The organism is Bradyrhizobium sp. SZCCHNR1017, assembly GCF_032381375.1.
Lineage (GTDB): Bacteria > Pseudomonadota > Alphaproteobacteria > Rhizobiales > Xanthobacteraceae > Bradyrhizobium.
The window spans coordinates 49873-74166 of sequence record NZ_JAUHIR010000017.1; the positions used below are offsets into that span (position 1 = coordinate 49873).

Below are 24294 nucleotides of genomic sequence, written 5' to 3' on the forward strand. Positions count from 1 at the left end.
TCGTTGTCGCTGGGGCTGTCGCCGCGCGCGCGGTCTGTTCCCCTCCCCTTGCGGGGAGGGGTTAGGGGTGGGGGTCCACAGCGGCGGTGTCGCTTGGGGCGCCCCCACCCCGACCCTCCCCCGCAAGCGGGGGAGGGAGCGCACCTTGCGCTGGGCGAGAGGGTGCCCGACGTCGACCTCACTCACACCGGAACACGTTCTTGCGGATCGTGCCATGCACGCCCCAATTGGCGTCCACCACCTGGGTGACGCCGAAATCGGCGCCGACCGACAACAGCGAGATCGCCTCGTCCTCGCTGAGATGATGCACCGTCATCAGGAAGCGGCGCAGCTTGCGGAAGGCGTCGCGCATGGCGCGGTCGAGGCTGGAATGGTTGGCGATCTCGGTCTGCGCATTGGCGCCGAGTTCGGCGAGATAGTTCGGATAGGTGAAGCCGTAGACCGACCAGGCGTCGTTGGTCTCGAGCAGCGGATGTGTGAGGCCTTCGAGCTGGGTGCCGCCGAGATCGTTCTTCTTGTGCAGGATGAACTCGAAGTCGCCGGTGAGCGAGGTCTCGATCGCGGTGCCGCCGAGCTCGCTGTCACCTTGCGCGGCATGAGGATCGCCGACCGAGAAATAGGCGCCGGGCACGGCGACCGGATAGTACATCCGCGCGCCCTTGCCGATGCGCCAGTCGTCGATGTTGCCGCCGGTGTAGCTCGGCGGGATCGAGGACACGTAGTCGGCTTCCGATGGCGCGAGCCCCATCGTGCCAAAATGCAGCCGCGCCGGCACCTTGATGCCCGGCATGATGTTCTCGCGCTTCCTGATCGTCGCGTGGTCGACCGGCACGCCGGGATAGTCGATGGTCGGATGCACGATGCCGTCGGGGTCGGTCTGCGGCGTCCAGACGTAGTTGTAGACCGCCCTGGCGAACGGCTCCCCCGCGGTGTCCAGCTCGTAGATGGTGATGACCTCGCGCGGCTTCGGCTCCTCGATCAGGTCGTGATAGTGAAAGCCCCAATTGGCGGCGGCGTTGGAGCCGAAGCATCTGCCGGCATGGCAGCCGCACTGGCTCGGCCGCGGCCTGATGTCGAGGATGCGCACCTCCAGCACGTCGCCGGGCTCGGCGCTCTCGATCGCAACCGGGCCGGTGAGCAGATGCACGCCGATGCCCTCGCCGGAGCCGCGGATGAACGGGCCTTCGGTCGGGCCGGAGCCGCGCCGCGCGACGGCCTTGTGCTCCCTCGTCCACTTGAACACGCTCTCGGCGCCGGGATCGTCCTTGATCATGCGCTCGTAGTCGTCGTTGGCGTGATGCGTCAGCGTCTCGATCGTGGCGCGGTCGCCGGAGCGCAAGGTGAGAGCCGGTGTCACCACCTTGGAAAAATATCCCCAATGGATGGTCTTCGGGGACACCGGCAGCAGATGGTGCTTCATACAAGGGCCTCATGAAAGATCGGACGCGAGATTGTTGATGTTGACGTGAAGGATGAACTCATGCGACCGCATCCTTCGGCCGCTCGGCGTCCATCACCGAGAGGAAGCGCGCAGTCAGCGGGTGACGCGGATTGGAGAGCACCTCGTGCGCCGGACCCTGCTCGAGAATGACGCCGCCGTTGAGGAAGGCGACGCGGTCGGCGACCTCGTCGGCGAAGCGGATCTGATGCGTGGAAATGATCATGGTGAGCCCATCGTCGATGGCGAGCCGGCGGATCACCTCCAACACCTCGCCCACGAGCTCGGGATCGAGCGCTGAGGTCGGCTCGTCCAGCAGCAGCACGCTCGGGTTCGGCGCCAGCGCGCGGGCAATCGCCACGCGCTGCTGCTGGCCTCCGGACAGATGGCGCGGCAGCGCATCGGCGCGATGCGACAGGCCGACGCGGTCGAGCAGCTCCGCCGCGCGGCGCTCGGCCTCGAAGCGGCCCAGGCCGTGCACCCAGCGCAAGGGACCTGCGACATTCTCCTTCGCGGTGAGATGGCCGAACAGGTTGAACTGCTGGAACACCATGCCGACGCCGACGTTGGCGCGCTCATTGGCGATCGCGCGCGGCGACAGCTTGCGGCCGGCCTCGTCAAAGCCGAGCTTGCGGCCGCCGACGCGGATCTCACCGGAATCCCAGTTCTCCAGGTGATTGATGCAGCGGAGCAGGGTGCTCTTGCCGGAGCCTGAGGGGCCGAGCAGCGCGATCACCTCGCCGATGCGCACGGTGAGATCGAGCCCGTCGAGCACGGTGTGGCCGTCATAGGCCTTGCGCAGCCCGGTGACCTCGACGGCGACATTGTTGCGGGCGACCGTCGCGGCGCGCCTGGCGCGATCCTCGATCGACAGCGCTAGCGGCGGCGTTTCTTTGAGTTCGGCGGGCTCCGGCGGCGCGGCCTCGATGGCAGGGGCTGTTTTCTCGGCGAGTTCCAGCTTCGTCGCGTGGCCGATGCGGCGCCAGGGTAGCAATAGCGCAAGGTAGTCCGCCAGCTTGCGCTGCTTCGCCGTGCGGTCGAGATCGAGCAGCCATTCCAGCGCGAGCTGGATGACGCTGATCGCGCCGGTCAGCACGAGATAGATGAGACCCGAGGCGAAGAAGATCGAGAAGAAGTCGAAGGTGGACGACGCGAGCTGCGTCGAACGCAAGGTCAATTCCTGCACCGCGATGACGGAGGCGAGCGAGGAGTTCTTCAGCGCGCTCACGGCCTCGTTGCCGAAGGCGGGGATCATGGTGCGGATCGCCTGCGGCGCGATGATGCGGCGCATCAGCACTGATGGCGTCATGCCGAGCGCCTGGCCGGCCAGGAGCTGGCCGCGATCGACGCCGAGCACGCCGGAGCGCAGCATCTCGGCGATGAACGGCGCCTCGTTGCAGGCGAGTGCGAGGCCCGCCGCCAGCACCGCCGGCAGCTTGATGCCGATATGCGGCAGCGCGTCGTAGGCGAACACCATCTGCAGGATCAGGGGTGTGCCGCGGAAGATCACGGTGTAGCCGCGTGCGATCGCCGCCAGCAGCCAGAACCGGCTGAGCTGCATGGCCGCGAGGACGAGGCCGAGGATTAGTCCGCCGATCAGGCCGAGCGCGGTGACCTGCAGGGTCAGCTCGATGCCCTGCAGCAGATACGGCATGCTGAGATAGTGCAGGAAGAGTGACATCGGTTGGCAGGCCTGCTGGCTACGTAGGGTGGCAAAGGCGCGAAGCGCCGTGCCCACCGCGGTGCTTCGGAACAGCGTTGGTGGGCACGCTGCGCTTTGCCCACCCTACGAGTTTGGTCGGGTAGATGGGTCGCGCACGTTTCGCCGAGGAATTGGTGCGCTCCCTCCCCCCTTGTGGGGGAGGGCTGGGGAGGGGGGTACCCAGCAAAGAGTCTTCGTGTGGACCCCCACCCCCGACCCCTCCCCGCCTAGCGAAGCTCCGCTTCGCGTGGGGGGAGGGGAGCGCACTGTCTCTGCGGCGACAGATCCGCCTTCGAACGGAGCGCCTGTTAGTCCGCCGTGAGAATATCCGGCTCCTTGAAGTTCGCCGGATCGAGCTGCCACTTCTTCAGCAGCTCCTGATGGATGCCTTCCTTCTGCACCTCGATCAGCGCGGCCATGACGGCGTCGCGGAACTTCGGCTTGTCCTTGGGAACGGCGATGCCGACCGAATAGGGGATGGTGACCGCGATCGCCTTTTCCAGCTTGTCCGGATAAGCCTTCACCGCCTGGTCGACGGTGTTGACGTCGTTGACATAGGTGTCGGCGCGCCCCGCCAGGATGGCCTGGATGCAGTTGGCGTTGTTGTCGTAGAGCTGGATCGTCGGCTCAGGCTTTCCGGCTTCCTTGCATTTCGGCGCGAGATCCTGGATCAGCGGCACCTCGACATAGCCGGTGTTCTCGGCCGCGGCCGCGCCGCACATCGACAGGTTGATGCCGTTGATGCCCTTCGGGTTGCCCTTGGCGACTAGCACGCCGTCGAACACCTTGGAGTAGGTGATGAAGTCGGCGGCCTTGGCGCGCTCCTTGGTGGCGTAGATGTCGGAAATGACGATGTCGGCCTGGCCGCTCGCCAAGGTCGTCAGCAAAGCGGCGAAGGTCACCGGCTTGTAGGTCAGCTTGAAGCCGAGGCAGTCGCCGATCGCCTCGCCGAGATCGATGTCGAAGCCGACATATTTGCTCGGGTCTTTCGGGTCGATCGACTCATAGCCCGGCGTGTGCGGATTGATCGCGTTGACCAGCGTCTTGCCCTTCCAGTCCGGATATTTCTCCTTCAGCGCCGCGCAGCCCGCGGGCGTCGCCGCCTGCGCGTCGATGGGGGCGAGAAGTCCCGCCGCGATGATGGCGCCGAGCGCGGCAAGCCACGCCCGCCGCGCTCCAGTGAATAGCCTCGTCTGCATGTTGCCAGCTCCTTCGAACGATGATGTCGCGCTGGTCCGGCGGTGCATTGGTGCCGTCGCCCCGGTCCAAGCTCGAAGGCAAGCTTAGGTGCGGGCCTGCGCGGATGGCTTGTCCGTGGGCGCACAAAATATTGGATCGTGCCGGTGCAAGAATTGAGCACGCATTGCTCAAATCCGCGCCGTTGCGACGGACCGTCGCGCAGGCGTCAAGTCCGCCTGCTCGGTCCTCGAAGATTCCGAAAGTCGGAAATCGAGCGCGCCGGCGACGGTTTCACGTGCGCACGGGGCTAGCGCCAAGATGGCGCTGCCGCCGCATCACGCGTCAGGATCGCCGCGTCGCTGCGCCCATGCGAATGTGCATTGCGATAACTCGTGGCACAGGCTTGGCGGCAGCGGAGCTGCCGACTACGATGCCGCTGCACAAGTCGCTGATCTGTTTGTTGAGGTGTCTGCAATGCTGTTCCGTTTTACGGGACAAATATCACTCGGCCATTTCGCAGTGCGGACACTGATCGTCACAGCCTACGCAATCATCTTCGCGCCCGTCGTCATGATCGTCGTGACCAGCTTCTTCGCGCAGGAGATCGTGAGCTTTCCGCCGCCGGGCCTGTCGCTGAAATGGTACGCGAACGCGCTGAGCAAGCCGGAATTTCTGCGTGGCCTCGTGACCAGCTTCCAGGTCGCGCTGCTCGCGACCGCGATCGGCGTGCCCATTGGCACTGCGGCGGCGCTTGCCATCGTGCGGGGCGAGTTCCGTGGCCGCCAGGCGCTGTCGTCGTTCCTGCTGGCGCCGCTGGCCGTGCCCGGCGTCGTCGCCGGCTCCGGCCTCTACATGTTCTATGTGCTCGCCGAGGACCTGCTCGACCGCGACATCAAGGCAACCACGGAAGGCCTCGTCGCCGCGCATACGCTGCTGGCGATTCCGTGGACGGTGCGGCTCGTGGTCGCCAGCCTGCAGGGGCTCGACCGTGCCGCCGAGGAGGCCGCCGCCAATCTCGGCGCCAGCCCGTTCACGGTGTTCCGCCGTATCACCCTGCCGATGATGCGCTCCGGCATCGTCGCGGCGGCGATGTTCTCGTTCATCCAGAGCTTCGAGAATCTCGATCTGTCGATGCTGCTGGTCGGTCCCGGCCGGATCACCTTGCCGGTTGCGATGCTGAACTACCTCGAATTCCGCATCGATCCGACGCTCGCCGCGGTCGCCACTGTGCAGATCGCGCTGGTTGGCATTCTGATGGTGGCGACCGACCGCTTCGTCAAGCTGTCGCGGGTGGTGTGATGGCGCAGCTCACCCTGGAGAAGCTGACCAAGCGCTTCGGCACGTCGATCGGCGTGGAGGGGCTCGATCTCGCCGTCGGCGAGGGCGAGCTGGTCGCGCTGCTCGGACCCTCCGGCTGCGGCAAGACGACCACCTTGCGCATGGTCGCGGGTTTCCTGCCGCCCACGAGCGGCCGCGTGCTGTTCGACCGCGAGGACGTGACGCATCTGCCGGCCTACAAGCGTGCGACCGGCATGGTGTTCCAGTCCTACGCGCTGTTTCCACACATGAGCGCGGCCGACAATGTCGGCTTTGGCCTGGAGATGCGCGGCATCAGTGCGGCCGAGCGCAAGACGAAGATCGAGGAGGCGCTCAGGCTGGTGCGGCTGTCGCATCTCGCCGACCGGCTGCCGCGGCAATTGTCGGGCGGGCAGCAGCAGCGCGTCGCGCTGGCGCGGGCGCTGGTGATCAATCCGCGCATCTTCCTGCTCGACGAGCCCCTGTCCAACCTCGATGCCAAGCTGCGCGCCGAGGTGCGGCTCGAGATCCGCGCGCTGCAGCAGCGGCTCGGCCTGACCACCTTGATGGTGACGCATGACCGCGAGGAGGCGCTGACGATGGCCGACCGCCTCGTGGTCATGGAGGGCGGCCGCGTCCGCCAGATCGGCACACCGCAGGAGCTGTATGATTCGCCCAGGGATGCCTTCGTCGCCGACTTCGTCGGCCGTTGCAACATCCTGGCCGGCCGGCGTGCGGACGCCAATAACTTCCGTACCAGCGCCGGCCTGCTGCTGCCGGTCGATGTCGCCAGCGGCGAGCGCGGTGATGCCGATGCCTTCGCGCTGCGGCCTGAACGCATTGCAGTGGTGGCCGGTGAGTCCGGCGAGGTGCGCGGCCGCGTGCTGGCGATCACCTATATGGGCGCGCAGAGCGAATATGTGGTGGCGATCGGCGACGAGACGCTGGTGGCCGTCAGGCCAACGCCCGACGCGAGCGAGCCGCTGGCAACACTCAAACCGAACGATCCCGTGTCCCTGCAGTGGGACCGCAAGGTCCCGCGTCTCGTGCCGCAGACATCTTCGTAACGCATCCATCCACAGCGAGAGGTTCTCCCATGATTTCGCGACGACATTTTCTCTCCGCCAGCGCCGGCGTCGCCGCGCTGGCCTCCGGCATGCCCACTGCCCGCGCCGAAGGCGGACAGGTCGTGGTCGGCACCTGGGGCGGCGACTACGGCCAGTTGCTCTCCGACATCATCGATAAGCCGATCATGACGCCGAAGGGGTTCGAGATCGTGCAGGACGTCGCCAACGCCGATCCGCGCAAGACCAAGCTGCTGGCCGAGCGACAGAGTCGCCGCGGCTCGATGGACGTGTCGTGCCTGTCCGACAACGATACCTACATCGTGTCGCAGTCGGACGTGTTCGAAAAGGTCGATGCAGCCCAGGTGAAGCGGCTCGACAAGGTGTTCCCGGAGCTCAAGAGCGACATCGCGATCCCGCACATCTATTCGGCGCAGGTCATCCTCTACAACACCAACCAGGTGAAGACGCCGCCGCAATCCTTCGCCGATCTGTGGGATCCGAAATGGCGCGGCCGCATCGGTCTCGCCGACATCCTCTATCCCAACAACACGCTGGCCGCGGCGCTCGCCGGCGGCGGCGGCGTCAGCAATCTCGATCCGGCCGAGAAGAAGCTGATGGAATGGCGTTCGCTCGACGTGAAGATCTATCCGTCGAACGAGGCGCTGGCCGCGGCGCTGAAGTCGGAGGAGGTGTGGCTGACCACGATGTGGCTCGCCCGCGGCTTCATGTGGAAGAAGTCCGGCATTCCGCTCGCCCATGTCGTGCCGAAGGAAGGCACGCCGGCGATCGTGTTCCAGGCCGCGGTGCCGAAGAACGCCAAGAACAAGGCCGGCGGTTTCGCCTATCTCGACGCGATGCTCGACGCCAAGGCTCAGGGCGGCTTCGCCGACAAGATGGGCTATGTCCCGACCGTCACCGATGCGTCGCTGCCGGAGGATCTCGCCAAGCAGGTCAGCCTGACCGAGGCCGAGCGCGCGCGGCTGCTGAAGCCGGACTATGCCTATGCCGCCGGGCGCTCGCAGCGTACGCTCGACTTCTGGAACAAGGAGTTCAAGGCGTAAGTCTTGAATTCATGCTCCTGCGGCGCAGGCCGCAGGAGCATGCGGCTGATGCGCCGCTTATCTGCAATCGGAGCTCGCGCGATGGCGCTGCTGGTCGTTCCTGCCTGTCTGCTGGTCCTGGCGCTGCTGGTCGGGCCGATGATCCTGATGTTCCGGATCTCGCTCAACCAGTTCAGCCCGACCCAGCTGATGGTGCAGGCGCTGTCGCCGGACAACTACGTCAAGGCCGCGACCGATCCGTACTACCAGCAGATCATCCTGGCCACGCTGGGTATCGCGCTGCTGTGTACTTTGCTCACGCTGATTCTCGCCTTTCCGGCGGCCTATTGGCTCGGCCGCATGGAGAGCCGCTGGAAGAGCCTGGTCGTCATCGCGACCCTGTTTCCGCTGCTGGTCGGCAATGTCGTGCGCTCGGCCGGCTGGATGGCGCTGTTCGCGCGCGACGGGCTCGTCAACACGGTTCTGATGAAGCTCGGCCTGATCTCCGCGCCGCTGGAGATCATGTACACGACCAAGGCGGTCATCATCGGCATCATCGCCGTTGTGCTGCCCTACATGATCCTGACGCTGTCCGCGGTCATCGAGAGCATCCCCCGCGACCTGGAATATGCCGCCGCCAATCTCGGCGCCTCAGGCGCGCGCGTGTTCTGGCGGGTGATCCTGCCGCTGTCGGTTCCCGGCGTCGCCGCCGGCTCGATCCTGGTGTTCGTTTTGTGCATGAACACCTATGCAACGGCGGTGCTTCTCGGCGGCCCGCGATTCAAGATGATGGCGCCTGCCGTGTACGACCAGTTCGTGCGCGGCAACAACTGGCCGATGGGCGCCGCACTCGCCTTCATGCTGCTGGCGGTGACCATGGCCTTCACGGTGTTCGGCAGCGTCGCGTTCGCGCGGAAGTATCGGGCAGGATGACGGCAGACGCCGTCATTGCGAGGAGCGCAGCGACGAAGCAATCCAGACCTTTCCTTGGAGCCCTGGATTGCTTCGCTGCGCTCGCAATGACGAGAAGACGGATCGTAGGGTGGGCAAAGGCGCGCAGCGCCGTGCCCACCATGTTGCAAGGAACGGACGCAGGGTGGGCACGCTTCGCTTTGCCCACCCTACGTTATGACAGTGAGGAAACGCGCTCATGACCGACCAAGCCACGCTGCCGGGCGATGAGCTCGCCTTCATCAGGAACAAGGGCGCGGCGCCGATCGTGCCGAAGGCCACCACGAGGGATCGCGGCATCGGGCCATTCAAGCGGCTGGCGCTGCGCAGCGCCGTCGTGATCGACGGCACCGGGGCGCCGCCGATCGGGCCGGTCGATATCATCGTCGAGAACGGTCGCATCGTCAGCATCAAGAAGGTCGTCGGCTATGGCTATGCCGGCAACGCTGGCGAACCGGCCGATCACGAGATCGACTGTCGCGGAAAATGGGTGACGCCGGGCTTCGTCGACTGCCACGCCCATGCCGGCGTCGCCTATCACTCCGCCAACGGCTGGGTGCCGCCGGTCGACTACGTCTACAAGCTCTGGCTCGCGCATGGCGTCACCACCGTGCGCGAGATGGGCTCGATGAATGGCCTGTCCTGGATGCTCGACCAGAAGCAGCGCGCCGCCGACAACAGCATCGCCTCGCCGCGGCTGCTGGCCTATGCGTACTTTCCGGCCGTCAACGACATGGTCAAGACGATCTACACGCCGGAGCAGGGCCGGAGCTGGCTGCGTCAGGTCAAGGAGCGCGGTGCCGACGGCATCAAGTTCTTCGGCGCACCGCCCGCGATCATGGAAGCCGCGCTCGACGAGTGCAAGACGCTCGGCCTGCGCACCGGCTGCCACCACGCCCAGATGGCGGTGTCGCGCATGAACGCGCTGACCACGGCGAAATGGGGTCTGACCAGCGCGGAGCACTATTACGGCCTGCCGGAGGCGCTGTTCGAGGATCGCGTCATCCAGAATTTCCCGCTCGACTACAACTACACCGATGAATATTTCCGCTTCTCGGTATCGGGTCAGATGTTCAGGCAGGGCGCCGAGCCGGGCTCGGCGAAGTGGAACGAGGTGCTGGAGCAGTTCCTGGAGATCGGCTTCACTTTCGTGCCGACGTTCACGATCTACGACGCCAATCGCGACCTGATGCGCGCGCGGCAGGCCTATTGGCACAAGGACTACACCTGGAAGTCGATGTGGGACTACTTCACCCCGCAGCGCGGCGGCCATGGCTCGTACTGGTATCGCTGGTCGACCCAGAACGAGATCGAGTGGAAGGAGAACTACCGGCTCTGGATGGCGTTCATCAACGAGTACAAGAACCGCGGCGGCCGTGTCTGCACCGGATCGGATTCCGGCTTCATCTACCAGATCTTCGGCTTCGGCTATGTCCGCGAGCTCGAGTTGCTGCAGGAGGCCGGCTTCCATCCGCTGGAGGTGATCCGCTCGGCGACCTCGCAGGGCGCGGCGCTGTGCGGGCTGCAGGACGAGATCGGCACCATCGACATCGGCATGCGCGCCGACATGCTGGTGCACGACCACAATCCGCTGACCGACTTCAAGCTGCTCTATGGCACCGGCGCGATGCGCTTCAACGACACGACCAACGCGGTCGAGTGGCACCGCGGCCTCAAATACACGATCAAGGACGGCATCATCTACGACACGGAGGAGCTGCTGGCCGACGTGCGCGAGCTCGTTAAGGCGAGCTGGGAAAGCGACGTGCCGGAGAAATACGCCGCCAAGGATAAAGACAAGGACGCCGCGGCACCATGAGCGTCGGCAGCATCGACTTCTTCGTCCTCACCGGCTTTCTCGGCTCGGGCAAGACGTCGCTGCTGCGCGATGTACTGACCGCGGAAACGGCGTCGGACACCGCTGTCATCGTCAACGAGGCCGGCGAGGTCGGGCTGGACGGCGTCCTGTTGCGCGAGAGCGGCGACGACGTGCCGATGGCGATGCTGTCGAACGGCTGCGTGTGCTGCCAGGTCGGCAGCGACCTCGCCTTCACCATCGACCGCCTGATCATGGCGCCGCGGCCGGATGGGCTGCAGACGTTGCGCCGGATCATCCTGGAGACCTCGGGCCTGTCGATGCCCGGCCCCGTGCTGCGCCAGCTTGCAACGCTCGCCGAGCATCGCATGCGCGTTGCGGTCATCGCAACCTATGACCTCACGCGCGGGCTGGCCGTCGCCGCATTTGAGGAGGCTGCGGCGCAATGGGCCGCAGCGCACCGCATCGTTGCGACCAAGGCCGACCTCGCGCCGGCCGCCTTGGCTGGATCGCCGGTCTCGATTGCGCAGCTCAATCCTGTCGCGGAGCCCATCGCCAACGCCGATCGCGCCGTGATCGTAGCGGCTGCGTTCGCGCCACTCACGGCTTCGCTGCCGCTGCGCGAGGTCGCGCCTGATCTGACCGCCGCGCATCCGCGCCTCGCGCTCTGCCTCGTCCGCCCGCGGGCGGAGATCGCCTATGCCGATCTCGCCGGCTGGCTCGACAATGTCGCAGGCCGGCTCGGCGAGCGCCTGCTGCGGATCAAGGGCCTGGTGAAGATCCACGAGGCGCCGCGGCCGCTGCTGGTCGAAAGCGTCGGCACGGTGTTCTCGCCGCCGCGGCAATTGAAGGTCGAGAAACCGCCGGCGCCCTTCATCGTCGTGATCGCGCGCGACATTGCCCGCGATGAGCTCGAACAGGTCGAGCCGATGGGGTTGTTCACCTTTGCCTGGCGCGAGCCCGAGCGCGAAGTTGGGAAGGGCGGCATCCGCGCGGAGTGGGTGACCTGAGCGCCTAACGTAAGTTGCACGGCGCCGAGCAACTCACCGTCATTCCGGGGCAATCGTGCACACGCGACGGCGTGTGCGCGATTGAACCCGGAATCTCGAGATTGTTGGGAACGAACGCAAGGCAACGTCGGGATTCCGGGTTCAAGGCCTGCGGCCTTGCCCCGGAATGACGGTGGTCGTGATGGAGAAGGACTAATTCCCCCCGATCGTGCTCAAGCTCCGTGATGGATAGCGCAAAGCCACGTCGAACGGGTTGAGCTTGCCGGCCAGCACCTGCGCCTCGCCCTGCAGGATCTTCACGACATGCGGCAGCCGGTCCGCGTTCAGCCGCTCCGCCAGCGTGCCCACGCTGAGCGCCGCCACCGCGTTGCCCCGCGCGTCGAGCACGGGCACGCCGACGCCGGCCATGCCGGGAATGAGGCCGGTGCTGGTATTGACCCAGCCTTGCGCGCGCGCCTGCGCCAGCGCATTGCGCAGCGAGGCCTCGTCGAGGAAGCCGCGATCGAGCAGGCGCGGGATGTTGAAGCGGATCACGGCCTCCTGCTCGTCCTCGGGCAGGTTGGCGAGAATCGTGAGGCTGCCCTGGCCAAGCCCGAGCGGCACCTTGCCGCCGATGTCGCCGGTGAAGGAGCGGATTGGAAACGGTCCTTCGACGCGGTCGAGACAGACCGCATCGAAGCCGTTGCGCACCAAAAGGAAGATCGTGTCGCTCAAGGTCGCCGACAGCCGCAGCAGCGCCGGCCGCGCCGCCTCGCGCAGGCCGCTGGCTTGGCCCGCGCGTGCGGCGAGCACGTAGAAGTCGAGCGCCAGGCGATAGCGCTTGCCGGCGGCCTGTTCGGCGAAACCCTCGGCGGCGAGGTCCTGCAGCATGCGATGCGCGGTCGGCTGGCTGCAGCCCGCGGTCTCCGCGATGTCCTTCAGCCGCAGCCCGTCGGGGTCGCCCTCGGCGAGGATGCGCAGCAGCTTCAGGGCCCGGCGAAGGCTGGAGGACGAATCGGTGTCGGCTGTCGTCATCTGATCTGGTGAATGATGGAGTCAAATTCGTCGCATAGATTTCATATATCAGAATTTTAGACAGAAAAATTCAGGATATCGGAATATATGATTGACCATCTGCGTGGCCCGCCGGCATGAAAGAGCCCCAGGGCGGCAATCCCTGCTGATGGCGAAGGGAGCCTCCCGCGCGAGGACGCATGGGTTTCCTGACGCTGGACGGTCTGACGAAGCTCTACGGCGATGTCGCTGCGGTCAGCGACGTCAATCTCAGCGTCGCCAAGGGCGAGTTCATCTCGCTGCTCGGCCCCTCCGGCTGCGGCAAGACCACGACGCTGCAGATGATCGCCGGCCTGGTCGAGCCGACGTCGGGGCGCATCACGCTCGACGGTCGCGACATCACCCACGAGAAGCCCGATCGCCGCGGCCTCGGCATCGTCTTCCAGAGCTACGCGCTGTTTCCGCACATGACGGTGGCGCAGAACGTCGCCTTCGGACTCGAAATGCGCAAGGTGATCAGGGCCGAGCGCGAGGCGCGCGTCAAACAGGCGCTGGCGCTGGTGCAACTCGCCGCGCTAGCCGACCGCTATCCACGCCAGCTCTCCGGCGGGCAGCGTCAGCGCGTCGCGGTGGCGCGCGCGCTCGTCATCGATCCGCCGGTGCTGCTGCTCGACGAGCCCTTGTCCAATCTCGACGCCAAGCTGCGCGAGGAGATGCAGTTCGAACTGCGCGGCATCCAGCAGCGCGTCGGCACCACCACGATCATGGTGACGCACGACCAGAGCGAGGCGCTGTCGATGAGCGATCGCGTGGTGGTGATGGAGCAGGGCCGCATCATGCAGATCGACGCGCCCTATCGGCTCTACGAAAATCCGGTGACGCCGTTCATCTCCTCCTTCGTCGGCAAGATGAACCGGCTGTCCGGCGTGCGGCGCAACGGCGGCGTCGAGATCGGCGGGCGCCTGCTGCCGTGCGAGGGGGCTGACCTCACCGACGGCACGGCCGCCGTGCTCGCGATCCGGCCGGAGAAGATCGGCCTGACAACTCCCGGCGCCGGCGTGCTCGATGGCCGCATCAGAGCGCGCTTCTTCCTCGGCAGCACCTGGTTCTTCACCGTGGAGACGCCCGCCGGATTGATCGGCGTCGCCCTGCCCAATGCGGGCGAGGAGCCGGCGTGCGAGGGCGATCAGGTCGGTCTCGCCTGGAGCAGCGCCAGCGCACGCGCGTCGAAGCCCGACGGAGCGCAGTCGGCATGAGCGGCACGCGCGCGACGACACCATGGCTGCTGGCGGCGCCGGGCGCGCTGCTGTTCACCGCATTGGTGGTCGTGCCGCTCGGGCTCACCCTGGCGCTGTCGTTCCACGTCTATGACGCCGCGACCGGCGTCAAGGACGAGACCACGCTGGCGCACTACATCGGCATCCTCTCCGACAGCTACTTTCTCAATATCTTCTGGCGCACGCTGCGGCTCGCCGCGCTGACCACGCTGATCTGCGCCGTGATCGGCGCGCCCGAGGCCTACATCCTGGCGCGCATGCGCGAGCCCTGGCGCTCGGCGTTCCTGCTCGCGATCATCGGCCCGCTGCTGGTTTCGGTCGTGGTGCGCGCCTTTGGCTGGAGCATGCTGCTCGGCCCCACGGGCCTCGTCAACGAGGCCTTCCGTGCGCTCGGGCTCGGCACGGTCAGGATGCTCTATACTGAGACGGCCATCGTCATCGCGCTCGTCCATGTGATGCTGCCGTTCATGGTCATCCCGGTCTGGACATCGCTGCAGAAGCTCGATCCGATGGTCGAGGCCGCCGCCTGGACGCTCGGCGCCTCGCGCTTCACGGCGCTGCGCCGCGTAGTGCTGCCGCAGGTGACGATGGGGCTGCTGTCGGGCAGCCTGGTGGTGTTCGGACTGTCGGCGTCGGCCTTCGCGATCCCCGCGCTGCTCGGCGGCCGGCGGCTGAAGATGGCGGCGACGCTGGTCTATGACGAATACATGCACGAGCTGAACTGGCCGCTGGGGGCCGCCATCGCGATCCTGGTGTTGGTCACGAACCTCGTGCTCATGCTGGCCTATCAGCGCGTCGTCGAGGCGCGCGCCAGGCGGATGTTGGGGTGAGCGGCATGCGCCACAACGGTCCGATCGCCCTGGTCTTTCATGCGCTCGTCACTGGCTTCGTGCTGGCGCCGCTCATCGTGATCTGCCTCGTCGCGTTCACGCCGGCCAACACGTTGACATTGCCGACCACGCAGGTCTCGCTGCGCTGGTTCACAGCCGTGTTCGCGCATCCGGATTTCGTCGCCTCCTTCCTCAACAGCCTGTGGGTTGCGGCAACAGCCGCGACGATCGCGGTCGTGCTCGCGGTCGCCGCCGGCCTCGCGCTCGACCGCTACGACTTCCGCGGCCGCGCGGCGCTGAACGCGCTGTTCCTGTCGCCCCTGATGATCCCGCATCTCGTGCTCGGCGTTGCGCTGCTGCGGCTGTTCGCGCTGCTCGGCGCCACCGGCAGCCTGCTGTGGCTGACCGCAGGTCACGTTGTCGTCGTCACGCCTTATGTGCTCCGCTTGGTTCTGGCCGCCCTGTCCGGCCTCGACCGCAGCGCCGAGCAGGCGGCGGTGACCCTGGGCGCTTCCAGCTGGATCGTGTTCCGCCGCATCACCGTGCCGATGATCCTGCCCGGCATCACCGGCGGCTGGCTGCTCGCCTTCATCAACTCCTTCGACGAGCTCACGATGTCGATCTTCATCACCTCGCCCGCCACGATCACCCTGCCGGTGCGCATGTACATGTACGCGACCGAATCGATCGATCCGATGATGGCCGCCGTATCGGCGCTGATGATCGCGGTGACGGCGGCGGCGATGATGCTGCTCGACCGCATCTTCGGCCTCGACAAGATCCTCGTGGGCCAAGGCTGATACCATGCCGCTGTTGCATCGTCTCGTCCGCAACGACAGCGCCGTCATCTCCTTCACGATCGATGGCGTGCCCTGCGACGGCCGCGCCGGCGACACCGTGCTGACGGCCATGCTCTGCCAGGTCGACCGGCTTCGCTACAGCGAGTTTTCCGCCGCGCCACGGGCCGGCTTCTGCCAGATGGGCGCGTGCCAGGACTGCTGGGTGCAGCTCGCGAGCGGTGAGCGGCTGCGCGCCTGCACGACGCCGCTTACCGAAGGCATGGACATCATCACACGACGAGGGCGCGGCCATGGCTGAGCGCGCATCGCCCCTGATCGTCGGCGCCGGCCCGGCCGGCATCCGCGCCGCGATGACATTGGTCGCGGCCGGCCTGCGGCCGATCGTGGTCGATGAAGGCCACGCCTGCGGCGGCCAGATCTATCGCCAGCCGCTGAGTCCCGACGGCCGCGATGCCACGGCGTGCTACGGCTCGGAGGCTTCGAAGGCCGCGCGGCTGCATCACGACTTTGCGGCGCTCGGCACCGCAATCGACTATCAGTCGAACACGCTGCTGTGGAATCTGCGCGACGGCGCGGCCGCCATTCTCCGCGACGGCATCAGCCATCGCATCAATTATGATGGACTCATCCTCGCGACCGGGGCGACCGATCGCGTGCTGCCGATCCCCGGCTGGACCCTGCCGGGCGTGTTTACGCTCGGCGGCGCGCAGATCGCGCTGAAGGCGCAGGGCTGTGCGATCGGCCGGCGCGTGGTGTTCGCTGGCTCCGGCCCGCTGCTCTATCTGGTCGCCTGGCAATACATGAAGGCCGGCGTCGACGTTGCCGCCGTGCTCGACGCGGCGCCCTTGTCTGCGAAGCTCAATCTGCTGCGCGCGTTGCCGCTCGCGCCGGGCATCGTGCTGCGTGGATTGCGCATGGCGCTGGAGTTGACGCTGCGCGGCACGCGCGTGCGGTCTGGCGTGTCCCGGCTTCGGATCGAGGGCAAGGGCAGGGTGGCGCGCATCGTCTATCGGGCCGGCGGGCGCGAACACGCGATCACCTGCGACGGCGTCGGCTACGGCCTCGGTCTGCGCTCGGAGACTCAGGCTGCTGATCTCGCCGGCTGCGCCTTTCGCTTCGATGCGCGCGACCGCGCGCATCGTCCGGTTCGCGACGCCGGTGGCCGCAGCAGCATCGCGGGCGTGTACCTCGCCGGCGACGGCGCCCGCATCGCCGGCGCCGATGCCGCGGAAGCCGCCGGCGAGCGGGCCGCGCTGGCATTGTTGGAGGATCGCGGCCTGCCGCATGATTCGGTGCGCGCTACCGCCCTCGAACATGCGCTGGCGCGGATCGACCGGCTGCGCGATGGGCTCGAAGCCGCCTTTCCCTATCCATCGCATTGGGCGGGCGACATCGCCGATGACACGCTGCTGTGCCGCTGCGAGGAGATCGATGCCGGCGAGGCGCGGCGCGCGATCAGGGATTTCTCGCTCACCGAGATCAATCGCCTGAAGGCGGTGACGCGCATCGGCATGGGCCGCTGCCAGGGCCGCATGTGCGGCGCGGCCGCCGCGGAGCTCTTGGCTGCGCAGACGCGCCGCGACATGGGCGCCGTCGGCCGGCTGCGCGCGCAGGCGCCGATCAAGCCGATCCCGGTGGCCGTGAGTCTGTCCCTCGACGAGAGGCAGCATGACCCGGCGCATTGACTGCGATGTCGCGATCGTCGGCGGCGGGCTGGTCGGCAGCTCCGCCGCGCTGGCGCTGCGCGGCATGGGCTTCTCCGTCACGCTGCTCGACAAGGGCTTCTGCGGCGCTCAGGCGAGCGGCGTGAACTATGGCGGCGTGCGCCGCCAGGGCCGCCCGCCCGAGCAACTGCCGCTGTCGCAGCGCGCGCATGCAATCTGGCCGCGGCTCGCGCAGCTCATCGGCATCGACGGCGAGTTCCTGCGCTCCGGCCATCTCAAGCTCGCGCGCTCGCCTGCGGACATGGCGAGCCTGGAGCGCTACGCCGTCGAGGTCGCGCCGTTCGGGCTCGCTCTCGAGCTGATCGGCCACAATCAACTGCACGAGCGCTTCGGCATCGCGGGCGGCGTCGTGGGCGGTTCGTTCTGTCCTGGCGACGGCCACGCCAATCCCCGGCTGGTCGCCACCGCCTTCGCCGCAGCGGCGCGTCGCGCCGGCGCCGAGGTGCTGGAGAACACGGAGGTCACAGGCGCCACCAGGACATTCGAGGGCTTCGTGATCGAGGCCGGCGACGTTGCCATCAGGACGCGTACCGTGATCAACAGCGCCGGCGCCTGGGCCGACGGCTTGGCGCGCGCGTTCGACGAGCCGGTGCCGCTGGAGCGCACCTATCCGTCGATGATCGTGACCGAGCCGCTCGATCTATTTCTCGGCGTCAACATCGGCATCGAGGGCGGCGGCATCTACGCGCGGCAGGTTACGCGCGGCAACGTCGTGGTCGGCGGCGAGCGCGCCGCGCCGCTCGCCGATCCCGACTATTCGCGCCCGCGCAGCGACGGCGTGCTCGCCATCATGCAGCGCGCCAGCGAGCTGTTCGGCCCGCTGCGCCATGCCCAGGCGATTCGGTTCTGGAGCGGCACCGAGGCGACGATGCCCGACCGCAATCCGGTGATCGGGCCGAGCGCGACGACGCCGGGACTGATTCACGCCTTCGGCTTCTCCGGCGCCGGCTTCCAGATCGCGCCAGGGGTCGGCGAGGTGCTGGCCGAGCTGGTGCGCGACGGCGAGACCTCGACGCCGATCGCGGCCTTCGCCATCACTCGTTTCTCACCCGCATCGCAGCCGGGCGATGCCTCTCAAGCAGCAATGACGACAGGATCGAAGGAGACCTCGCCATGATCGATGCTCGCGCCGCGCTCGGCTCAGCCCTCGCGCTGATGCTCGCCACCGCTTCCGCGCACGCCGAAACCAGGACGCTCTATGTCGGCATGAACGGCGGCAATTTCGAGCGCACCTATACGCAGGCGGTGTTTCCGGACTTCGAGAAGGCCAACGACGTCAAGATCGTCGTCGTGCCCGGCACCTCGTCGGAGATCCTCGCCAAGGCGATCGCGGCGAAGGACAAGCCGCAGATGCACGTGATGTTTCTCGACGACGGCGTGATGATCCGCGCCGCCGGCCTTGGTCTGTGCGAGAAGCTGAAGCCGAGCGAGGCGCTCGGCCAGCTCGAGCCGTTCGCGCGACTCAAGGACGACATCGCCGCCGGCATCGACATCGGCATGACCGGCCTTGCCTACAACAAGAAGCTGTTCGACGAAAAGGGCTGGGCGGCGCCGACCTCCTGGCTCGATCTCGCCGATCCCAAATTCAAGGACAAGGTCGTGTTCCAGTCGGCCTCGGTCTCGACCTTCGGCCTGCACGCCTTCCTGATGGTCAACCGCATCAACGGCGGCAGCGAGGCCAATGTCGAGCCGGGCTTCAAGGCGTTTCCCGACACGATCGGCAAGAACGTGCTCGAATACATTCCGAACTCGGCCAAGATCTCCGAGATGGTGCAGACCGGCGAGGCCGCGATCTTCCCGCTCACGCCGACCGCGGTGTCGACCTTGAAGGAGAAGGGTATCGCTGTCGAATACGCGCAGCCGAAGGAAGGCTCGGTCGTGCTGATGGTCGCCGAATGCGTCATCGCCAACAACTCCGAATCCGAGCTGGCGCAGAAGCTCGCCGCCTATCTGCTGTCGCCGGAAGCGCAGGCCAAGGCGCTGGCCGCCGGCAACATCGTGCCGTCCAACACCACCGCGAAAGCCACAACGCCGGCGGCCGAGCAGAAGCTCGCGACCTTCCACGGCTACATGAAGAGCGCGATCACGCTCGACTGGGACGTCATCAACGCCAGGCGCCCGGAATGGAATACGCGCTGGAACAGGATGATCGAGCGGTAGGCCGGCTTCGTTCCCTCGTCATTGCGCGCGAGGCGATTCAGACCTTTCATGCGGCCCCGGATCGCTTCGCTGGCGCTCGCGATGACGGCCGGGGAGCCAGCGCGTTTGCGCTTCCATCGTCATACCCCGCCAAAGCGGGGTATCCAGTCCGCCGCTGCCTTCGATGCCATCACAGCCGTCTCGGCGTACGGGATCGCCCGGTCGAGCCGGGCGATGACGGAGAGTGTGTGGCGCTACGCCTGCTCTGATTGTCATTGCGAGGAGTGTAGCGACGAGGCGATCCAGGGCTGCGCAAGGCACTCTGGATCGCTTGGTAGCTACGCGCATTACCCCGCCGGATAGTTCGTCGCATACGCCTCCGTCAGCGCCTCATCGAGCCGCCGTCCGGCGCTGAAACCTGACAGCGTCGCGGGACGGGTGACGCCCGGCAGCAATCGGCCATCGGGCTCCGGCGGCCCGATCAGGGTGTGCACCGGAATGCGCTCGGCATAGATCGGCAGCGCGTAGTCCTCCTCATCGTCGATGACGCCCGCGGCGCGGATCTTCGCCGATGCCTTTTCGATCTCCATGGTCACGACCGACGTGGCCTTGAGCTCCTGCTCCGTGGTCGGGCGCAGGCTCGCCGTGCGGCCGGGAAACAGCCGATCGACCATCATCACCAGCGCGCGCTCCTTCTCCGCCTGATCCTCGATCAGCCGGGCATGGCCGAACGCCATCACCGAGCGATAGTCGGCCGAGTGATGGAAGGCGCTGCGCGCCAGCACCAGGCCGTCGAGATGGGTGACGGTGAGACAGGCCGGCTGTCCCTCGGACAGGTTGCGCAACATGCGGCTGGCGCTCGAGCCATGCCAATACAGCGTCGTTCCCTCGCGCCAATACAGCGTCGGCGTGCAATAGGGCTGGCCGTCGATGACATAGGAGACGTGGCACAGCGTTGCGGAGTCGAGCAGCGCATGGACGGTCGCATGATCGTAATGGGCGCGCTGATGCCGCCGCTTGACCCGGTTGGTGTCGTCGACGGGATAGCTCGGCATCTGTTGCTCGGACATCGTCAGTCTCCTGTTTCCGTCGACGTCATGCCATGGCAAAGTGGTTGCCGGGAGTTCCACTTCGATGCGAAAGCAGGCAACCACTTCGCGGCGCCGCGACGACGTGCTGGCGCTGCCGATCCACCTCGACCGCACCATCCGCAGCCAGTCGCAGCAGGTGCACGGCGCGCTGCGGACCGGCATCGTCGACGGCCTGCTCGTGCCCGGCCTTCGTCTGCCTTCGACGCGCGGGCTCGCCGAGCAGCTCGGTGTTCGCCGCAACGCGATCGTCGCAGCCTATGAAGCGCTGCTGTCGGACGGCCTGGTCGAGGCGCGCCACGGCGCCGGCACCTATGTCGCGGCACGGCTGCCCGCACCGCAGGTCGCCGCGCCGGTCGCTGAGCTGGATGTTCGCATTCCGCCGCGCCGGCCGTTCGCGCTCGGCTGCACGCTGGTCGATCCCGTGCTCTTGCGGCGACTCGCCGCGGCCAGCCGGCGCCGCATCGCCCACGCCGCGCCGGATGAGCTCGGCTATGGCGATCCGCGCGGCAGCCTGCATCTGCGCACCCAGGTCGCGCACTACCTTGCCGCCAATCGCGGCGTACGCTGCGACCCAAGCTGCATTCTCATCGTGAGCGGCACCCAGCATGGCCTGCGGCTATGCATCGACGCGTTGCTTGCGCCGGGCGATCCCGTCTGGTTCGAGGATCCCGGCTATGTCGCCTCGCGCCACACGTTGAGCACGACCGGCGCGAAGCTGGTCCCGGTGCCCGTCGATGACGAAGGCATCGTGGTGAGCTCGGGCGAGACGGCGCACATGGCGGCCAAGGCCGCCTACGTGACGCCATCGCATCAGTTTCCGACCGGCGTTGCGATGAGCATGGCGCGGCGCATCGCGCTGCTCGACTGGGCGCGCAGGGCGGACGCCTACATCTTCGAGGACGACTACGACAGCGAGTACCGCTTTGCCGGCCCGCCGCTGACCGCGCTGGCCGGCATCGGCGGCGAGCGCGTCATCTATCTCGGCACCTTCGGCAAGACGCTGTTCGCGGGACTGCGGCTCGGCTACCTCGTGGTGCCGCCGGCGCTGGTCGCGCGGGTCGTCGCGGCGCGCGCGGCGCAGGACCGGTTTCCGCCGGCCTTCATGCAGGACGCTCTGGCCGACCTGATGGCCGACGGCGTGCTCGCGGCGCACATGCGGCGGCTGCGCCCGCGCTATCGCCAGGCGCGCGATGTCGTCGCCGACGCGCTCGCCAAGCACGGCAAAGGCAGCCTGCAACTGGCCGCGCCGTCGCAAGGGTTGCATCTGCTGGCGACCTTGCCGCCCGCAGCCCCGAAGGGCGCGGCGAAACTGATCCGCGACCGGGCCGGCATCGAATGCCGGCTGTTGTCGGATGCGCGGATCGTGCAGCGCGGGCCCGACGGTTTCATCCTGGGCTATTCGGGATTTGCAGCGAAGGATCTCGCCGATGCCGCCAGGCGGCTCGGACGCGCCACCCAGGACATCTTGGGCGGGGCGGCGCGCCCGCGCTGAGCATCATCGATGCCACGAGTGTGGCCGAGCCGGCACGTCGGGCAAATCAACAGGGCCATGAGCTCCTGCGAATCTGCACAGAGGCTCCGCTTGCGTGTCGCGCGCAACACGCCGGTCTGGATTTTGTTCAATTCGTTCAACGCGCTTTTGACGACCGATCGGGCGCCTGCATTTTCTTCTTTCGTTTTTTCGAAAATCGTGCTTTGGTAGCGCATCCCGCCTCACCGCAGAGGGGCGTAGCGCGCGATCGTCACGACACGCGAGGTGGGGATGCGATGGCCGCGCTGTTGCCGCAGCATGCTGTCAGGCGTGCGGACGAACGGCGATGCGCGGACGTGAAGTCGCAGCGTCCTGATACCCCGATGCTGGTATCACGCGCAATGCGCGCGAGTGCATTGTCGCAATGGTGGCCAACAAGCCCGGCGCACCAGGGAGACTGCGTATAAGCGTGGAGACCATCGCGCAGGGAATGCCGGGTTGAACCGGCTTTGCCTGTGGTACCTGCCGCCTGCATTTCTTTCCGCAGGCGGGCCATGGGTGAGGCCTTCACCCGGCATTCCCTGCGCCCTTTGCACTTCGAAAGGGCGAGACGGATCGTAAGCCTCGGGCATCATCTGCCGCGAGAACGCGCCCTCATGTTCATGGCTGTTCGAGATGCGGATTGGAGCAGATGCGTCAGGCGACGCGGATGCGCGCGGTCGCCGCAATCGCGACGCGCTCATTCATAGGGATTGTGCTCGGCGTTCGTCATCGTCTGGCGCACCCGGCGCAAGGTGATGGGCGTGCCGTCGGAGACGAACTGCAGCTCATAGGCGCGGCCGCTGTCGTCCTTGGCGGAGCAGGTCACGCTCGTGACCTTGAGCATCGCGAAGTTGCCGACCTGACGGCACATGCCGGCCGAGCTCTTCGTCACCGGCACCGGAATGCCATCGACCTTCGGGCGATGCTTGGAATTCAGCAGCATCCTGTCGATCGGCAGTTCGTAGACGTTCTGGATCGACCTGCGGCCATTGATGCCGGAGAACGCGATGATGTGGCTCTCGTCAGCGGGATCGTCGAGCGCGACGGTGAAATGGGCGCGCCCCTTCTCGCTGTGAAAGAACGCCACCGTCTTGCAGGAAAATTCGCGGCCGTCGACCTTCGCGGTCCGGCAGGTGCCGGACATCAGCGCGTAGAGATCGATGTCGGGCCGCTCCTCCGGCGAGCTCGTCACCGGCATCGGCTGCTGAGCCAGGCAGGGCGTACCCAGGAAGAGACCGAGCGCAACGGCAGCAAGACGAAGAAAATGCAGGGGCATCCGCGGGGTGAGCCTGGAGGAATCATGACAGCGCGAGAGGTTAAGCGATGTGTCAGCTTTGCGGCAAAAAGAGGTCGGACACCGGTGCGGCAGTGCACATCGCGCCAGCGCAAGCCCGGCGCTGTACGGCACGGGCGGTCGGCCGATACCGTAAAAGGAATGGAAAGTTCCGTGCGCACGCCGCGCGCTCGCTCGCGCTCCATGTCGAGACGGAAGGCGCGGTGCAGCGGGCTCGGCGCGTCACAGGATTCCGGGGCGGCGCTACCCCGGAATGATCTTCAATCTCCGGGACTACTTCGCCGACTGCGCCTTGTGCTTCCACAGCGACCAGGCGCGATCCATGATCACCATGTTGACTGCGTCGGCCTTGGCGGCCTCCTCGGCACTGAGATAGGTGACGTCGCTGCCGAGTCCGATCGCCTGCGCCTGCAGCTTCGCATTGACGTCGGTGTAATAGGCACGGAACACGGCGGCCTTGACCGACGGTCCAACCGCAACGTCGCCGTGGCCGCGCATCAGCACCACCGATTTGTCGCCAAGCGTGGCCGCCAGCGATTTGCCGATCACATTGTTGCTGACCAGCATGTTGGTGGCGCCGAACTCCTTGCCAATGTCCCACACCGGCGCGCCGTCGCCGAGAAAGGCCGCATTGTGATACAGCGGCTTCAAGGCCGTGCGGCTGACGCTGAACGGCACGACGCCCGGCGAATGCGTATGCACCACGGCGCTGACGTCCGGACGCGCCTTGTAGATCTCGGCATGGATGAAGCGCTCGAGGAAGACCGCACGGTTCCTCGCATCGACCGGCTCGCCGTTCTCGTCGAACTCCATGATGTCATTGGCCGTGACCTGCGCCGGCGCGATCGAGCGTGCCATCAGGAAGTGGTGCGGATTGGTGGGATGCCGCGCGCTGACATGGCCGAAGGCGTCGACGACGCCGAGATCGGCGAGGATGCGGCTGCCGGTCGCGATGTCCTCGAGCAGCTCGCGGGGGACACCAGGGATGGCGTCTTGGGCGCGGGAAGGGCCGGCGGAGAGGAGGAAGGCTGCTACGGCAATCGCGGCGAAGCGGCTGAAGCTGGACATCTGGCTCTTCCTCCCGGCCTTCGTTGTCTAGGCTCGTTGCTTCAACATACGCGTCATTGCGAGCGA

Annotated in this window: 21 protein-coding genes; 14 read left to right on the forward strand and 7 right to left on the reverse strand. The window is 66.8% G+C overall.

Annotated features, from left to right (window positions below):
* Positions 1-178: 178 nt before the first annotated feature.
* The 3 genes from QW863_RS30130 to QW863_RS30140 all read right to left on the reverse strand — a co-directional run bounded on the left by QW863_RS30130 (position 179) and on the right by QW863_RS30140 (position 4339).
* On the reverse strand, positions 179-1420 hold the full coding sequence (locus QW863_RS30130) for an acetamidase/formamidase family protein (RefSeq protein ID WP_315713577.1): 1242 nt from the start codon (positions 1418-1420) through the stop codon (positions 179-181).
* A 58-nt stretch (positions 1421-1478) separates the two neighbouring features.
* A complete protein-coding gene (locus tag QW863_RS30135; protein WP_315713576.1) occupies positions 1479-3119 on the reverse strand; it encodes an amino acid ABC transporter permease/ATP-binding protein in 1641 nt (546 codons plus the stop codon).
* Between the two features lie 329 nt (positions 3120-3448).
* Positions 3449-4339 carry an ABC transporter substrate-binding protein gene (locus tag QW863_RS30140; protein WP_315713575.1) on the reverse strand — a complete coding sequence of 297 codons (891 nt, stop codon included), beginning with the start codon at positions 4337-4339 and terminating at the stop codon, positions 3449-3451.
* Positions 4340-4793: 454 nt separating this feature from the next.
* On the opposite strand from QW863_RS30140, the gene QW863_RS30145 reads away from it, so the two are divergent.
* The 6 genes from QW863_RS30145 to QW863_RS30170 all read left to right on the forward strand — a co-directional run bounded on the left by QW863_RS30145 (position 4794) and on the right by QW863_RS30170 (position 11499).
* Positions 4794-5618 carry an ABC transporter permease gene (locus QW863_RS30145; RefSeq protein ID WP_315713574.1) on the forward strand — a complete coding sequence of 275 codons (825 nt, stop codon included), beginning with the start codon at positions 4794-4796 and terminating at the stop codon, positions 5616-5618.
* The gene (locus QW863_RS30150; protein WP_315713573.1) at positions 5618-6682 is read left to right on the forward strand and encodes an ABC transporter ATP-binding protein; all 1065 of its coding nucleotides are present in this window, start codon (positions 5618-5620) and stop codon (positions 6680-6682) included. The genes QW863_RS30145 and QW863_RS30150 overlap by 1 nt, the downstream gene beginning before the upstream one ends.
* A gap of 29 nt (positions 6683-6711) precedes the next feature.
* Positions 6712-7743, forward strand: a complete 1032-nt coding sequence (locus QW863_RS30155) for a PotD/PotF family extracellular solute-binding protein (RefSeq protein ID WP_315713572.1) — start codon at positions 6712-6714, stop codon at positions 7741-7743.
* Positions 7744-7824: 81 nt separating this feature from the next.
* The gene (locus tag QW863_RS30160) at positions 7825-8655 is read left to right on the forward strand and encodes an ABC transporter permease (RefSeq protein ID WP_315713571.1); all 831 of its coding nucleotides are present in this window, start codon (positions 7825-7827) and stop codon (positions 8653-8655) included.
* A 217-nt stretch (positions 8656-8872) separates the two neighbouring features.
* On the forward strand, positions 8873-10492 hold the full coding sequence (locus tag QW863_RS30165) for an amidohydrolase family protein (RefSeq protein ID WP_315713570.1): 1620 nt from the start codon (positions 8873-8875) through the stop codon (positions 10490-10492).
* Positions 10489-11499 (forward strand): CobW family GTP-binding protein, encoded by a 1011-nt coding sequence (locus QW863_RS30170; protein WP_315713569.1) that lies wholly within the window; start codon positions 10489-10491, stop codon positions 11497-11499. The genes QW863_RS30165 and QW863_RS30170 overlap by 4 nt, the downstream gene beginning before the upstream one ends.
* A 192-nt stretch (positions 11500-11691) precedes the next feature.
* On the opposite strand, the gene QW863_RS30175 is transcribed toward QW863_RS30170, so the two are convergent.
* A complete protein-coding gene (locus QW863_RS30175; RefSeq protein ID WP_315713568.1) occupies positions 11692-12513 on the reverse strand; it encodes an IclR family transcriptional regulator in 822 nt (273 codons plus the stop codon).
* Between the two features lie 179 nt (positions 12514-12692).
* Here QW863_RS30175 and QW863_RS30180 point away from each other — a divergent pair, with 179 nt between their 5' ends.
* Genes QW863_RS30180 through QW863_RS30210 form a run of 7 tightly spaced genes read left to right on the forward strand, consistent with a single transcriptional unit; the run spans position 12693 to position 19283 of the window.
* Positions 12693-13748: an ABC transporter ATP-binding protein gene (locus QW863_RS30180; RefSeq protein ID WP_315713567.1), complete on the forward strand. Its 1056-nt coding sequence runs from the start codon at positions 12693-12695 to the stop codon at positions 13746-13748.
* Positions 13745-14599 (forward strand): ABC transporter permease, encoded by an 855-nt coding sequence (locus tag QW863_RS30185; protein ID WP_315713566.1) that lies wholly within the window; start codon positions 13745-13747, stop codon positions 14597-14599. The genes QW863_RS30180 and QW863_RS30185 overlap by 4 nt, the downstream gene beginning before the upstream one ends.
* A gap of 5 nt (positions 14600-14604) precedes the next feature.
* Positions 14605-15399 (forward strand): ABC transporter permease, encoded by a 795-nt coding sequence (locus QW863_RS30190; protein WP_315713660.1) that lies wholly within the window; start codon positions 14605-14607, stop codon positions 15397-15399.
* A gap of 4 nt (positions 15400-15403) precedes the next feature.
* Positions 15404-15697, forward strand: a complete 294-nt coding sequence (locus tag QW863_RS30195) for a (2Fe-2S)-binding protein (protein WP_315713565.1) — start codon at positions 15404-15406, stop codon at positions 15695-15697.
* Positions 15690-17084, forward strand: a complete 1395-nt coding sequence (locus tag QW863_RS30200; protein WP_315713564.1) for an FAD/NAD(P)-binding oxidoreductase — start codon at positions 15690-15692, stop codon at positions 17082-17084. The genes QW863_RS30195 and QW863_RS30200 overlap by 8 nt, the downstream gene beginning before the upstream one ends.
* Complete coding sequence (locus tag QW863_RS30205; protein ID WP_315713563.1) at positions 17068-18240, forward strand: FAD-dependent oxidoreductase; 1173 nt, start codon at positions 17068-17070, stop codon at positions 18238-18240. The genes QW863_RS30200 and QW863_RS30205 overlap by 17 nt, the downstream gene beginning before the upstream one ends.
* Positions 18237-19283 carry an ABC transporter substrate-binding protein gene (locus QW863_RS30210; RefSeq protein ID WP_315713562.1) on the forward strand — a complete coding sequence of 349 codons (1047 nt, stop codon included), beginning with the start codon at positions 18237-18239 and terminating at the stop codon, positions 19281-19283. Before QW863_RS30205 ends, QW863_RS30210 begins: the two co-directional genes overlap by 4 nt.
* 326 nt (positions 19284-19609) lie before the next feature.
* Here QW863_RS30210 and QW863_RS30215 read toward each other — a convergent pair whose 3' ends face one another.
* Positions 19610-20332, reverse strand: coding sequence for a pyridoxamine 5'-phosphate oxidase family protein (locus tag QW863_RS30215; protein WP_315713561.1), 723 nt, complete (start codon positions 20330-20332; stop codon positions 19610-19612).
* A 64-nt stretch (positions 20333-20396) separates the two neighbouring features.
* Here QW863_RS30215 and QW863_RS30220 point away from each other — a divergent pair, with 64 nt between their 5' ends.
* Positions 20397-21845, forward strand: a complete 1449-nt coding sequence (locus QW863_RS30220; RefSeq protein ID WP_315713560.1) for a PLP-dependent aminotransferase family protein — start codon at positions 20397-20399, stop codon at positions 21843-21845.
* Between the two features lie 718 nt (positions 21846-22563).
* On the opposite strand, the gene QW863_RS30225 is transcribed toward QW863_RS30220, so the two are convergent.
* The gene (locus tag QW863_RS30225; RefSeq protein WP_315713559.1) at positions 22564-23142 is read right to left on the reverse strand and encodes a hypothetical protein; all 579 of its coding nucleotides are present in this window, start codon (positions 23140-23142) and stop codon (positions 22564-22566) included.
* A gap of 291 nt (positions 23143-23433) precedes the next feature.
* Positions 23434-24228: a class II aldolase/adducin family protein gene (locus tag QW863_RS30230; RefSeq protein WP_315713558.1), complete on the reverse strand. Its 795-nt coding sequence runs from the start codon at positions 24226-24228 to the stop codon at positions 23434-23436.
* Between the last annotated feature and the right edge of the window lie 66 nt (positions 24229-24294).